The 13,617-nt window shown below is 40.3% G+C and carries 12 protein-coding genes; 8 read left to right on the top strand and 4 right to left on the bottom strand.

The features are described from left to right. Nucleotides 1–32: 32 nt before the first annotated feature. On the bottom strand, nucleotides 33–1,517 hold the full coding sequence (locus tag AC4QJR_RS26630) for an aldehyde dehydrogenase family protein (RefSeq protein ID WP_496524782.1): 1,485 nt from the start codon (nucleotides 1,515–1,517) through the stop codon (nucleotides 33–35). A gap of 374 nt (nucleotides 1,518–1,891) precedes the next feature. On the opposite strand from AC4QJR_RS26630, the gene AC4QJR_RS26625 reads away from it, so the two are divergent. Both AC4QJR_RS26625 and srtD read left to right on the top strand, forming a co-directional pair. Next, a complete protein-coding gene (locus tag AC4QJR_RS26625) occupies nucleotides 1,892–3,040 on the top strand; it encodes a processed acidic surface protein (RefSeq protein WP_496524781.1) in 1,149 nt (382 codons plus the stop codon). After that, nucleotides 3,040–3,636 carry a class D sortase, LPxTATN-specific gene (gene srtD, locus AC4QJR_RS26620; RefSeq protein WP_496524780.1) on the top strand — a complete coding sequence of 199 codons (597 nt, stop codon included), beginning with the start codon at nucleotides 3,040–3,042 and terminating at the stop codon, nucleotides 3,634–3,636. The genes AC4QJR_RS26625 and srtD overlap by 1 nt, the downstream gene beginning before the upstream one ends. 425 nt (nucleotides 3,637–4,061) lie before the next feature. Here srtD and AC4QJR_RS26615 read toward each other — a convergent pair whose 3' ends face one another. Together AC4QJR_RS26615 and AC4QJR_RS26610 are read right to left on the bottom strand one after the other, a co-directional pair. Next, nucleotides 4,062–4,784 (bottom strand): DUF421 domain-containing protein, encoded by a 723-nt coding sequence (locus AC4QJR_RS26615; protein ID WP_496524779.1) that lies wholly within the window; start codon nucleotides 4,782–4,784, stop codon nucleotides 4,062–4,064. Nucleotides 4,785–5,315: 531 nt separating this feature from the next. After that, complete coding sequence (locus AC4QJR_RS26610; protein ID WP_098571442.1) at nucleotides 5,316–6,698, bottom strand: L-cystine transporter; 1,383 nt, start codon at nucleotides 6,696–6,698, stop codon at nucleotides 5,316–5,318. Between the two features lie 275 nt (nucleotides 6,699–6,973). Between AC4QJR_RS26610 and AC4QJR_RS26605 the strand changes: the two genes are divergently transcribed. Then, entirely contained in the window at nucleotides 6,974–8,206 is a 1,233-nt protein-coding gene (locus AC4QJR_RS26605; protein WP_496524778.1) for an SH3 domain-containing protein, read from the top strand. A 272-nt stretch (nucleotides 8,207–8,478) separates the two neighbouring features. Here the strand turns inward: AC4QJR_RS26605 and AC4QJR_RS26600 are convergent, their stop codons facing one another. Then, nucleotides 8,479–10,035: a sensor domain-containing diguanylate cyclase gene (locus tag AC4QJR_RS26600; protein WP_496524777.1), complete on the bottom strand. Its 1,557-nt coding sequence runs from the start codon at nucleotides 10,033–10,035 to the stop codon at nucleotides 8,479–8,481. Between the two features lie 279 nt (nucleotides 10,036–10,314). Between AC4QJR_RS26600 and AC4QJR_RS26595 the strand changes: the two genes are divergently transcribed. From AC4QJR_RS26595 to AC4QJR_RS26575, 5 genes are all read left to right on the top strand, one after another. Then, nucleotides 10,315–10,821 (top strand): CBO0543 family protein, encoded by a 507-nt coding sequence (locus AC4QJR_RS26595; protein WP_496524776.1) that lies wholly within the window; start codon nucleotides 10,315–10,317, stop codon nucleotides 10,819–10,821. Nucleotides 10,822–10,868: 47 nt separating this feature from the next. Further along, a complete protein-coding gene (locus tag AC4QJR_RS26590) occupies nucleotides 10,869–11,363 on the top strand; it encodes a CBO0543 family protein (RefSeq protein WP_496524775.1) in 495 nt (164 codons plus the stop codon). Further along, on the top strand, nucleotides 11,360–11,836 hold the full coding sequence (locus AC4QJR_RS26585; protein WP_496524774.1) for a CBO0543 family protein: 477 nt from the start codon (nucleotides 11,360–11,362) through the stop codon (nucleotides 11,834–11,836). The genes AC4QJR_RS26590 and AC4QJR_RS26585 overlap by 4 nt, the downstream gene beginning before the upstream one ends. A gap of 318 nt (nucleotides 11,837–12,154) precedes the next feature. Further along, nucleotides 12,155–12,904: a YveK family protein gene (locus tag AC4QJR_RS26580; protein WP_496524773.1), complete on the top strand. Its 750-nt coding sequence runs from the start codon at nucleotides 12,155–12,157 to the stop codon at nucleotides 12,902–12,904. Beyond that, nucleotides 12,894–13,595 carry a CpsD/CapB family tyrosine-protein kinase gene (locus AC4QJR_RS26575; RefSeq protein WP_496524772.1) on the top strand — a complete coding sequence of 234 codons (702 nt, stop codon included), beginning with the start codon at nucleotides 12,894–12,896 and terminating at the stop codon, nucleotides 13,593–13,595. Before AC4QJR_RS26580 ends, AC4QJR_RS26575 begins: the two co-directional genes overlap by 11 nt. Nucleotides 13,596–13,617 lie beyond the last annotated feature (22 nt).

The raw sequence follows: 13,617 nt of genomic DNA, 5'->3' as shown, positions 1-13,617 counted from the left end.
TGAAATTCAGCACCTTCTTTTTGTGTAACTAATTACTGCATAGAAATCCAGACACTCTTAACTTCTGTGTAGTTATTAAGGGCATAGGATCCCATTTCACGTCCAATACCGGATTGCTTATATCCGCCAAATGGTGAAGCGGCATCAAATGCGTTGTAGCAGTTGACCCAAACGGTTCCAGCACGGAGCTTGTTGGCAATATAATGGGCATTAGCGACATCGCGTGTCCACACGCCAGCTGCTAGTCCATATTCGCTATTGTTCGCACGATTAATTAATTCATCCAAATCGTCATATGGCATAGCGGAAATAACAGGCCCAAAGATTTCTTCCTTGGCAATCGTCATTTCATCGCGTACATCGGCGAAAATAGTAGGGGAGACAAAGTAACCCTGCTCCTGAGGACGATCACCGCCCACTACAAGCTGTGCACCTTCGTTTAGTCCCTTCTCAATATAACTTAGGACACGGTTTTGCTGCTCGGATGAAACAAGCGGTCCAATTTCTGTATCCGCATGAATTCCGGCACCTTGTCGAATTGATTTCGCATGTGAAGCCATATCAGCAACCACATTATCAAATTGTTTCTTTTGAATGAACACGCGGGAACCGGCACAGCAAACCTGCCCTTGGTTAAACATAACACCATTAAGCGCACCTGGAATGGCTTTTGATAAATCTGCATCAGGAAGGATGATGTTTGGTGATTTTCCTCCAAGCTCAAGTGTCACGCGCTTCAATGTTTTTGAAGCATTTGACATGATTGCTTTTCCGACTTCAGTGGAACCAGTGAAAGCAATTTTATCCACTAAAGGATGGTCAACAAGCGGTTGACCTGCCGTTTCTCCAAAACCAGGAACGATGTTGACCACACCTGCAGGGAATCCGGCTTCCTGAATCAATTCAGCCAAGTATAGCGCTGATAGCGGCGTTTGCTCCGCTGGCTTTAGAACAATGGTACAGCCAGTTGCAAGTGCAGCTCCGAGCTTCCACATGGCCATTAAGAGAGGGAAGTTCCAAGGGATAATTTGCCCAACTACGCCCACAGCCTCATGGCGAGTATAGTTTAAGAATGGTCCATTAACAGGAATGGTTTGTCCAACAATCTTCGTAGACCAGCCTGCATAATAGCGCATATGCTCGACTGCTAGAGGAATATCTGCATTAGTAGTTTCTCGAATCGGCTTGCCGTTATCTAAGGTCTCTAACTGGGCTAGCTCTTCACTGTTTTCTTCCATCAAATCAGCAAGCTTGTACATAAGGCGGCTTCGATTAGCAGCGCTCATTTTTGACCATGGGCCTTCATCAAATGCTTTACGTGCCGCTTTTACAGCAAGATCAATATCCGCTGCACCTGCTTCATAAACATTTGCTAGTACTTCACCGGTGGCCGGGTTATATGTATCGAAGGTTTTTTGTGACTGACTCTCAACAAATTCACCATTAATAAATAATTTTTTCTTCCCGCGTAGGAACTTTTCTACCTTTTCTTTTAAAGCTACTGCTAATTGAGTCATATAATTCCTCCTTAATAATAAGTTTTTTTCGCTTAATGGATGGAATGGAAAGCGTTTCCATTGAAAATGATAACACTATGAAAATATGAAAACAACTATTAATTACATAAATATTCTGATAATTTTTGATAAAAACAGTCAAATGGGGCGTATTTAACCCCCAAAACTCTCCATATATGGATAAATATCAACAAAACTTTACAGAACTAAACAAAAAAACATAATAGATTCAGAAAGTGAGGAAACCTCTTTTACAATCTTCTACTTTAATTCCCTATATTTCATCAAAAAAACACTATTTTTCCCCTCATCTTTCCTCTAAAATACAAAGTTGGAACACTTTTTTTCTAAAAAATATAGGGGGAAATAAAAAAGTGAAGAAATTTCAAAGGATTTTATTGGCAGTCGTCCTTCTGTTTGGTTGTTTTCCAGCTGTTGGTAATGCGGTCGCACCAGACCAGCTATATGCATTTCTAACTGAAAATAATTGGACAGAAGAAGAGTTAGATTCCTATCTGGAATATTTCTATGATTTGAGTTTGAAAGATTTTTCTACGATTGATGAATTAAAAGAAACACTAGGTGAGCCAATTACTGAAGAAAATCTACAAAAATTTATAAAAGATTACGAGTTTCAAAATGAAGCAGACCTTGTTGCTTTCCTAATTGAAAATGGGGAAATGGAAAAAGGTGAAACGATTAAGGATGTCTTTCGATATATGAATGCCCTTGAGGAAACTATTTATTATTATACAGAAGACATCGGCACCCCGATTACTGATGAAAACCTCAATGAACTGCTTGAAGATTATGATCTGACCCTTCAGGAATTGAAGGATTTATTGAAAAAGAATGATGATTCACTGGACGATTATGAAACGATTGAAGATCTGGATATGGCTGTAGCTTTGTATTTGGGCGGCGGAAATGGAATAGAGGATATTGTTTCTGAAATAGGCATTACAGAAACAGAAATCATGGCATTGATGGCCCATTTTGAAAGCCTCAAACTAGATGAAGCGGCGGTTCAAGAAAAAATGGAATCATTTCAGAAACGTCTTGAACCATTTATTGAGTTAGAAACGGCTAGCGAGCTGACAAATGAACAGGCCGCCGAGTTGGCCAGCATTGTAGACGAAATCTTTAACATCGTTGAATTAAAGCCGAAGTTTTATCTAGTAAAGGACAGTAAAAAGAAACCCGTTACCATGAATGAGCTTGTTCAAATGGAAGATGCTCAAGGTTATGGCTTGTTAATTGAGCTTTATAATAAAGAGGGTAAGTTTCTTGCGGATGTGTTATTTCCTGCAGACATGCTTAATTCGGAATTAATAGATGAAACGGTAAAAGATGTGAAAAAAATCGAAACGGCTGTAAAAAGCACAAAGGAAAAGCAGCCACGAACGATTAAAGGTGGTAAACTTCCGAATACAGCCGGCCATTATATCGAGTGGGTCCTGTTTGGTTCATTATTGGTTCTAGTAGGTGCCGCTTTTTACCGTCAGAGGAAAGAGCAAGCCTAATGAAAAGGAAAATCACGGCTCGAAAGTGGATGAGCATCTTCCTAGTCCTTGTAGGATTAGGGATAGTGTTATCAAACATCAAGCCCTTTTTTCAACAAACAAATGAGGGTCAATTCCAACATAAAAAGGAAAAAATGGCACCCAAAGTAGTACAAGAAAAAGTTGGTTCGAAGCCTCTTTATTCCATCCGTTACAACATAGGGGATCGGATTGGAGACTTGGACATCCCGAAGCTTTCTAAGACCTTGCCGATTTTTCATGGGGCAAATGAAGATGAACTGGAAAAAGGAGTCGGCCATTTTGCAGGTAGCGTGCTGCCTGGTGAAAAGGATAATTCCGTTCTTTCAGGACACAGGGATACGGTGTTTAGACAACTGGGGAAAATCGGAAAAGGTGATTTACTCATTGTAAGGACATCTGCGGGCAAGTTTACCTATAAAGTAAGAAGAACACGAATTGTTGATGCCGACGATCGGACTGTGATTGTCCCGAAACCGAGAGCTACTTTGACGGTTACGACCTGTTATCCATTTTCATACATTGGAAACGCACCGCAGCGCTATATTTTAATAGCAGATTTAATTAGCTCTATGTAATTGTTCCCATACTTGAGGACGGACAATATAAGGTCAAATATAGCATGCAATAGGGTTCCGCCCAGTCGTATGGGTATATAAAAAGATTAAACTCGCCATTGAAATAAATTGGCGAGTTTCTTTATTAGGACTACGAAAACCTCACTCTCTTTTAAATAAGATGCCTTGTCTTTAATCGAGTAGCCAGCAAAAGGAAAATAAGCGGAAAATTTCCGGCTACATGCAAAATGGAGCTTGTTTCAGGGGGGAATAAGCGGAGATTTTCCGGTTATGCAAAGGAAAATCCCCTAATTTAGAACTTTTCGAGTAAATAGGCGGAATTTCTCCGTCTATTTATGCCTTTTTTAATCAAAATTACAAAATAAGCGGAATTTCTCCGTCTATTTACCCAGCCCGCGAGCTCAACCTGATTCCCTAACCGCTTCTTAGTTCTCATTCCCTGGCTTATATGTATTAATACTCTTATCATGTTCCTTTTTAATATCAAACTCAACGTCACCTTTTTGATTATAGGTAGCTAAAGTGATTTTATGTAGATCTTCTTTCCCAAGTTGATGGATCATCATTTGAGAATACAGCCAATCTAGGCTTTTATGCACAAACTTTAAGTTATGCTGGATGATATCCCCGTCCATAATTAAGGGAATCGATATAAAAGTAGGGCTGGGTTGAATATTTAGGTCGCTGGGCTGTAAGGGTCTTTTATCCGACTTTGGGATGATACTTACCTGTCCAGACTCCTCCATCACCGCTATCTCCACATCTAGTATATCTGTATATCCCTTTGTCCGGAGAATACCCTGAAGCTCATCCACTGTTAATCGAACTCTTGCTAACCCATGTTCGTCAATATCCCCCTTGCGAATCAAAACGGTAGGGCTATGGGAAATCCAATACTTCAACTTATTGACTAAAGCCAGTCTCGATAAAATGATATATAAAAGTGCAATTGAAAAAGAATACCAAGCAGCGGACCAGTTGTTTTTTGAAACAATTGGCTCAGTTATAGCAGTTCCCATGATCTGTATAAACATCAGATCGAAGGCCGTCATTTGCGCAACTGACCTCTTTCCAGCAAATTTCACCAATAAAAATCCTAAAGAAAACACCATAAAAGGTGTCCAGAAATAATCATTTAAGAACGTCACTTTATAAGCTTAGCCTCCTTAAAACCCTCCTTACCATTATTCCTAGTCTAAGCGAGAATAAACTTAGAAATTATATAAAGGAGAGTCCCCATCGTTTACTATTTATCGTAGGATGAGTGATTCGCTGATAGAATCTGAGAATTCGCTGATAAAATGGTAATAATCGCTGATAAACTTCAATTATTCGCTAATAGAATTCCTAGGTGGTTAAATTTATCCGCTTTTAGCCCTCATATTCGTAAAAAGAGAGAGCTTATTTGTGAAAACTGCACTATTTCGTTGCGAATCCATGGAAATTAATAGTTTAGTATAACCTCCCGCTAAAAATTACTGTCCAAAAAACCACGGGGGCGGACATCGTACCCACTAAACAAAAAAAGGATAGCCCTGTTAAGGCTATCCAGTCTTCTTAATGAGCGAATTATTGCACTCAATGAGCGAATCTATCAATTCAATGGGCGAATCTTCGCATTCAATGAGCGAATCTATCAATCCAATGAGCGAATCTATCGATCCAATGAGCGAATTCTATTAAGCTTCAATTGCTCGAGGCTGTTGGTAGACTTCATTCTCTAATTCACCGGTGATCTTGCCAGTTAACACGCCGGCGGTCATGCTTCCGCTGACATTCAAGGCGGTACGGCCCATATCAATTAATGGTTCAACAGAGATTAATAGTCCGACAATGGCGATTGGCAGGTTTAATACGGATAAAACGATCAATGCGGCAAATGTAGCGCCGCCGCCAACACCTGCAACCCCAAATGAACTAATTGCGACTACTAGAATAAGCGTAATAATAAACGATGGGCTGAACGGATTGATGCCTGCAGAAGGCGCAACCATCACGGCTAGCATTGCTGGGTAAATACCAGCACATCCGTTTTGACCGATGGAAAGTCCGAACGATGCGGCAAAGTTTGCAATCCCTTCCGATACACCAAAGTCCTTTGTTTGTGTTTTGATATTTAAAGGTAATGTTCCCGCACTTGTACGTGATGTAAAGGCAAACGTTAGTGCAGGCAATGCTTTTTGCACGTAGTTTACAGGACTTAATTTAGCAAGAGAAAGGAGCAGTAAATGCACGATAAACATCGCAATTAACGCCACATAAGATGCAATCACAAACTTCCCTAATTTTGCAATCGCTGCATAATCACTCATTGCCATTACTTTTGTAATTAACGCAAGGACCCCATATGGAGTAAGGCGAAGAATCAGGGTGACGACACGCATGATAATCGCGTAAAACGTATCAATTATTTTAGCAAAAAATTCTCCATGTTCCGGATCCTTTCTCTTTACTCCAAGGTAAGCCATCCCCACAATCGCGGCAAAAATAACAACGGCGATCGTAGAAGTTGGACGAGCACCCGTTAAATCCGCAAATGGATTACTTGGAAGCAACTCGATGATTTGCTGTGGAATCGTCATATCTTGAACGCCAACCACTTTTTGTTCCAATTCAGCATTTCGAGCGGCTTCGGCATCCCCTTGATTTAATTGAATTCCATCCAGGCCAAATCCTAGCGCTGACCCAATTCCGATCGCTGCTGAAATAGCGGTCGTTCCAAGAAGAATAGCAATCACAAGAAAACTAATTTTCCCGATGTTTTTAGTCAACTTTAATTTCGTAAACGCTCCAACAATTGAGATAAACACAAGCGGCATGACAACCATTTGCAATAGTTTTACATACCCGGTTCCAACGATCGCAAACCAATCAATAGATTTTACTGTAACGTCGGACGTTGTCCCATAAATCAAATGAATGATAAATCCAAAAACAATCCCTAAACCCAGTGCAGTAAAGACACGTTTAGAAAAAGACACATGCTTTTTCTGCATTGCGAACAATCCAAGAACAAGCAGTAGGAAAACGGCAATATTAATGATAATTAAAAATGTATCCACGATAATCCCCCTAAAAATATTATTATTTATATAATAACAATACTATAATTCTATTATTCCAATCGGTCAAGTCGGAATTAAAAATATAATCGATATTTCCTATCGCTTTTTTAAAAAATAGTCCAAAATTTTCATGTATCGCTAAATTATGGACAGAAAATGTAGGATAGTGTCGAATCTTACAGATGGGGGTATAATGTCATAGGCCACATTCAGTGCTAGACAAGATCATCCCATTAAAACATCGATAGAGGGAATAGGAGAAAATAGTGAAGATGACGAACCAATTATTTGTGAATGGTGAATTAGCTATGAATCGAAAAGAGACTCATGGAAAAAGCAAGCAGACAAAAAGTACACCAGAGTTCACTTCGAGGATGGAAAAACGCGAATATGAGCAACGAGTCAATTATTTTGATATTCGCAATGTATTAGACATCAAAGGAATCCTAAAAGATATTCGTGACAATTGGAATACATATGTGTCACAGGTGAACCAAATGATTCAAAAAAGTCCTGTAAAAAATCTCGTCGTGACCGGGATTTTTACCATTGTCCTTAGCTTTATTGCCAGCACTGCCAATGCGGCATTTATAGGGGAATATACCTATCAGGTAAAAAGTGGGGAAAAAATTGAAGCGATTGCGGCTGCACATGGAGTAACCCCGCAAGAAATTTTAGAAGCCAATGGGCTGAAATCCATTAACGGGAAAAAGATTCTATTACCAAAAGTACATAATCGAACAGTGAATGCAACAACCCTAAATGTTCGCTCCCAACCTTCGATAAAAAGCGGTATCATCGGAACCTATAAAAAAGGGGAAGTGGTCAAGGTTTCATTCGTCGAAAACGGTTGGGCAGGCATTCTGATCAAAGGAAGAGTTTGTTATGTAAGTGCTGCGTATCTCACCATACCAGGGGAAACAACGAAGCCAGCTGTTACGCAAGCCAAAACCATGTATGTCAATGCGACAACATTAAAAGTGAGAGACGCTGCCTCGACGAGTGGTACGGTCATAGGGATGCTAAAGGTAAACGATCGAGTGTCGGTGAGATCGTCTAGTAAAGGGTGGGCTCTGATTGAATTCAACGGCAAGACAGCATATGTTAGTGAAACCTACTTAACTATGAACAAACCAGCCACAGCCACTCCAAGTTCAGTGACGTATGTGATCAAGCCCGGTGATACGTTTGTAAAAATCAGTAAAGCCTTGAATATCTCAGTCGCTTCCATTCAAGCACTCAATCCAACTGTAGACCCAGCCAAGTTGAAAATTGGGCAAAAAATTAACATCCCTGCCACTACGAATCAATTAACAGTACTAGCTCAACTTCAGGCCATAGACACGAATGGAACCTTTCGTTTTAGTACGGACAATGGAACCACATATACGGCCAAAGCATCAGGTAAGTTGATAAAGGAATTAGCAGGCCATTTGGGGCAAAAAGTATCCCTAACCCTTGAAGGGAAACGGGGTCAACAAATGACTTTACTTTCTGTTCAGTAAATAAAGTTGAAATTAATAGGCGGAGAATTTCCGGTTATTGTTGAATGAGGATGCTCAAAAAGCTGATATAAGCGGAGAAATTCCGCTTAACTGCTCTAAAATAAGGCAAAATCCAACGATTTGAATCAAATAGCCGGAAAAACTTCCCTTATTCTTAAGGAAATATAGGTATTTCCCAATTTAGACGGAAATTTTCCGCTTATTTTTCATATGGGTCTGTTGACTTCCCCGGCTTCCCCGCCCCAAACCCAATACTCGCTCGCCATCTTACCTCAATCCTGACGCTGGGCCATTACAGCTCGATTTCTCCCCAGTTGTTTCGCACGATATAACGCTTCATCAGTGATCTTAACCAATTTGGAGAACTGCTGGGCGGTCGTGGGGAAATGGCCAATTCCGATCGACACGGTCAGTGGTGTTCCAATCGGACTACTGGCATCCTCCGCCGTTCTTCTGATTCGTTCGGCAATGGTTTGAGCGACCGATGGATCCGTTTCGGGAAGAACGATTAAAAATTCATCTCCTCCTAAACGGAAACACCAATCACTTTCCCTAGTCGCTTTCTTCACTAATTCGGAAAGGTAGATTAACACCTCATCCCCCATTTGATGCCCGTTTTGGTCATTCACCGTTTTAAAATAGTCAACATCAAACAAAATAATCGAGTACATGTCTAACTCACTGACCCTTTTTTCTAACGAGCGCCGATTATAAAAACCCGTCAGTGGATCTAGATTCGATTCACTCTCCGCAGAAGTAAGTTTCTTCTGGTAAAAATCAACAGCTACCAAAAGTGCCCGTTTTAACTCCTTTAACTCAAAATACCAATTCGGAATACGAGGGGGAGGGGTGGACGGATTGCTTGTCATTTCTTTTGCGTAGACCGCTAAATTTCGGATCGGATTAACAATTTTATTCAAAATGAACAGGGATAGGGCAAATACTAAAATGAAAATGGGAACAGCATTGATACCTACTTGTTTGGCCATTTGAATCGTGGGTTCGATAACGGCTGTTTTAGGAGTTTGGGAGATAATGCCCCATTTACTCGCCGATGTAGAGGAAGCGTAGCCCGCTAGCATGGAAATGCCTTGTGTATTCGTCACCTCTTGACTGCCGTTTTTCCCCTCCAGCACTTGCTGCACCACTTTGTTTTCTTTCACGTTATCATTAATTCGATCCTGATCGGGGTGATAAATGATATTCCCTTCCGAATCAACGACATAGACATAGGAATCATTTTCGTGTTTCGGATGCTGACCGAGAACTCTTTTCAGGCTGTTTTCCTTTTGTAAATGGATGGTTCCAGACAGAAAGCCCTTATACGACCCATGCTCATCAAAGACAGGTGCAGAGATAAGCAAAATTAAATTCCCCGACACACCCACATAAGGCTTCGAGATAAACGGTGCCTTCTGTTTCAACGCTTCCTTTGAGCCAACGCTCTTCAATCTTTGCCCCTCTAATGACCGATCGGGTGCGGAGGCCATGATCAGTCCGGTAGAATTCACAAAGATTGTCGAATTAAAAAAGGTGGTCGAATCCAATATCCGCTTGATCTCATGGTAGATGGCTTCAGAATCTGCCGTTACATATTCTTTTCCATGGGACTCCGTCGTTAGGATTTGAAGCATATTGGTAAAAAGATGATCTGTGGTAGTCGCCAATTTTTGAGCGTAATATTGATTTTCTATTAAATAATTTTCCTCTAAGTTGTTTTTACTGACAATCACACTTGAAATCACACTGGCGGCGATGGTACCGATCATCGCAAACGCCAGTAAGCTTAAAAAAAGAAGTTTTATACTTAATCGAAACGGTTTCCTCATATCTCTTCACCACTATATAAAGTGTCATTTATCGTCAAAATAACCGACTAAAATATAGCATATTGTCTTTATCATTCCGGTAAGGGGAATTTGTATACACGAATTATTTTTATAACAAAATAACCGAGTTTCTTCTATTATAATTGTCATGGTATCGTTTTCATCCGCAAATTTCCCTCACTAGTCCGTATAACGTATTCCTTTCACACAGCTGGAATCATTTTTCACGACGATGGGGAAAATATAACCTAAATTCGTCGATTGGATGGGAGGGGAGCTATGCACGCACTATTAGCGGTTGTCCTAATTAGTATGGCCCTTTGGAAGGGCGATTGGAGACATTGGCAGAAATACATGACCACCATTTATTATGTGAGCATATGCAACCTCCTTTACAATGTATTGTGCAGGGATCATATGCTCTGGGTCCACCACCCGGATCTAATCCCGGACTCACATACAATGGTTGATTTAATTTACACCTTTATCAATCTCCCGGCGATTACCTTGTTGTTTTTAAGCCATTACCCATTTAAAAGAGAAATAGGAAAGCAAGTACGCTATATTCTTTTCTGGGTCGTCGGATCGCTTATGGTCGAATATCTATTTCATAAAATGAACCGGATTATTCTGCAAAATGGCTACCGCTATTGGATGGAGCCGTTCTTTTATACCGTGATGTACTCGATGATTCGTCTTCACTATTCTCGACCGTTTCTTACATATGGTATCTCAATTGTTATCATTGTATTTCTCCTTCGTTACTTTCACATTTCGATTAAATAAGGGAAAAATCAAACTTGCAGCAACTACGATAAGAGAGGTCATAGGGAATGTCAGTCGATTACGCGGTAATAATTCTTATGTGGGTCATTGGGATCTTTACGTATATTTTCTTTACGCCAAAAAAGCGGTACAGAAAAGTGGCAGTGACCGCCCTGATCTGTCAGTCGCTGCTGTGGCTCAATTCACTGGTCCATGTCGAATTCAATCTGATTGCCTTTCCGGTTCGTGAGTTTCCGAAAGCGACAGACCTGCTAATCACGACGGAGTACTTCTTCTACCCGCTCCTATGTGGGTTTTATCTTGCTTATGAGCCCAAACATTCTCTCCGGATTCGGCTCATCTATTTGTCCATTTGGATTTCGATCATCACGCTTTATGATTTCATCCTAGTGAAGTATACAAATCTGATTGAATACGTTCACTATGCCTGGTATTTGACCTGGATGGATTTCTTTTGTATCTTTGCGGTCACGAATTTAGTGTATCAATGGCTTTTTAAAAATAAGAAGCATTTTCGAATGGAACAGGAGGCAGTGGAATGAAACTGGAATGGTGGATTTTACTTGGTGTGTGGCTGCTTTCCAGTGGTCTGCTCTTTCTGATTCCGAAACAGAAACTCCGCCTGGCCGTAACCGCCTTTGTATTTATGCAGGCGGTCACCTGGATGTTTGGACTAATCGTGGTGGAATATGGTCTGCTAACGTATCCCGTCAGGATATTTGCAAAGGCCAACCGTGCGAGCTTTACCTATGAGTTCCTTGCCTACCCAGCGGTTGCTGCCATCTTTAATGTGTTTTACACACATTCCATCAGAAAGGCCTTGAAGTTCTTTTATTATGGTGCCTATTGCACGGCCTTGACCATACCTGAGGTTCTGATTGAAAAATATACAGACTTACTAGAGTATCAACATTGGACATGGTTTTGGACGTGGATTACGCTGTTTCTCACCTTTATGATCTCGCGCGGGTTTTGTGTGTGGTTTTTCAAGGGGATTGTAAAGGAAATGGATTAGGTACGATAGCACTTTAGGGTACTTTTCCAAAAAAGGACACTCGATGGTTCTGGGAGATAGGAACGGTTGGCCAACTGAATCAAACGCAGATCGGCTCTAAATTGATAAATAGTAGATATTTACTTATTTGTGTTGTAATTCCTACCAATTATCTATTTCCTCTTCAATTTTTTGTAAAAAGGGTGTTTAATAGTATAGGTAATCGTTCATTAGACATAAAAACAAAATAACTGACAAAATATTGATATATTCGCCAATTTTTTGTAATAAATATGATATAATAGAAAATGTTTTGTAACAATTATTTAGGAGGACGAAATGGAAGAGACTATTAGTTTAAAAGAGTTGCTCGAGACATTGAAAAAACGATTAGTGTTAATCGTGTCGATAACTGTAATTGCTGCCATCATTAGTGGAGTGGTTAGTTATTATTTCTTAACCCCGATTTACCAGGCTTCTACACAAATTCTTGTGAACCAAAAGAAAAATGAACAATCCTTATACCAATCGAATGAAGTACAAACAAACCTTCAATTAATTAATACCTATAACGTCATCATCACAAGCCCAGCCATCTTAGATATCGTTACCAAAGAACTTGATTTAGACATGACGGCTTCGCAATTAAAAGCGAAGATTACCGTTGGAAGTGAAAAGGATTCCCAAGTAGTAAACTTGTCTGTACAGGACTCTGATGCGACCGTAGCTGCACAAATTGCCAATAAAACGGCTGAAGTTTTTAAAAGAGAAATTAAAGATATCATGAGTGTCGATAATGTGAGCATTCTCGCAAAAGCAGACATCGGAGAAAATCCATCACCAATTAAACCAAGACCATTATTAAACGTAGCAATCGCACTTGTTGTTGGTTTAATGGCGGGTGTCGGCCTTGCGTTCTTACTAGAGTACTTTAATAACACGATTAAAAACGAACAAGATGTAGATAAGATCTTAGGTCTTCCGATTCTAGGTGTCATTGCTACCATTGATGACCAAAAGATGGATGAGGCAGCGGCACGCCGTGCAGCGAAAAGTTCTAAAGGAAGAGGTGGAAACATTGGCGCTTAAAAAGAAGAAATTGAACAGTAAAGACGCAAGCCGTAAGCTGGTCACAGCTCTCGATCCAAAATCCCCAATTTCTGAGCAATACCGGACGATTCGAACAAATATCCAATACTCTTCTGTAGATGAAGAATTAAAAGCGATCATGGTTACTTCTTCCGGACCTGCGGAAGGGAAGTCGACGACAGCGGCGAACCTTGCTGTAACGTTTGCTCAATTGGGTAAAAGGGTTTTATTAGTTGATGCGGACTTACGAAAACCAACCGTGCACCATACATTTGGAATGAATAACTTATTTGGTTTTACGACTGTATTAACCAAGCAAAGAGAACTGGAAAAAACCGTTCTTGAAACACAGGAAAAGGACTTATTCATCTTAACGAGCGGCCCGATTCCACCGAATCCAGCTGAACTATTAAGCTCGAAATCAATGGAACTATTTATTGAAGACGCAAAGTCTCAGTTTGAATATATTATCTTTGATACCCCGCCATTGTTAGCGGTAGCTGATCCGCAAATCCTTGCGAATCAGGTAGATGGATCAATTATGGTGGTCTATAGTGAGAAAACAGAGATCGACCAAGCGAAAAAAGGTAAGGAATTACTAGAACATGCCCAAAGTAAATTACTAGGTGTCGTCTTGAATCATAAAGAAGTACAGAACGGTGACTACTACTATTATTATGGTTCTAAGTAACAAATTTCGACAAATTCCGCCT

The organism is Neobacillus sp. BP17 (genome assembly GCF_059579525.1).
The sequence above is the reverse complement of the archived record's forward strand: the minus strand, read 5'-3'. Positions and strand labels throughout refer to the sequence as shown.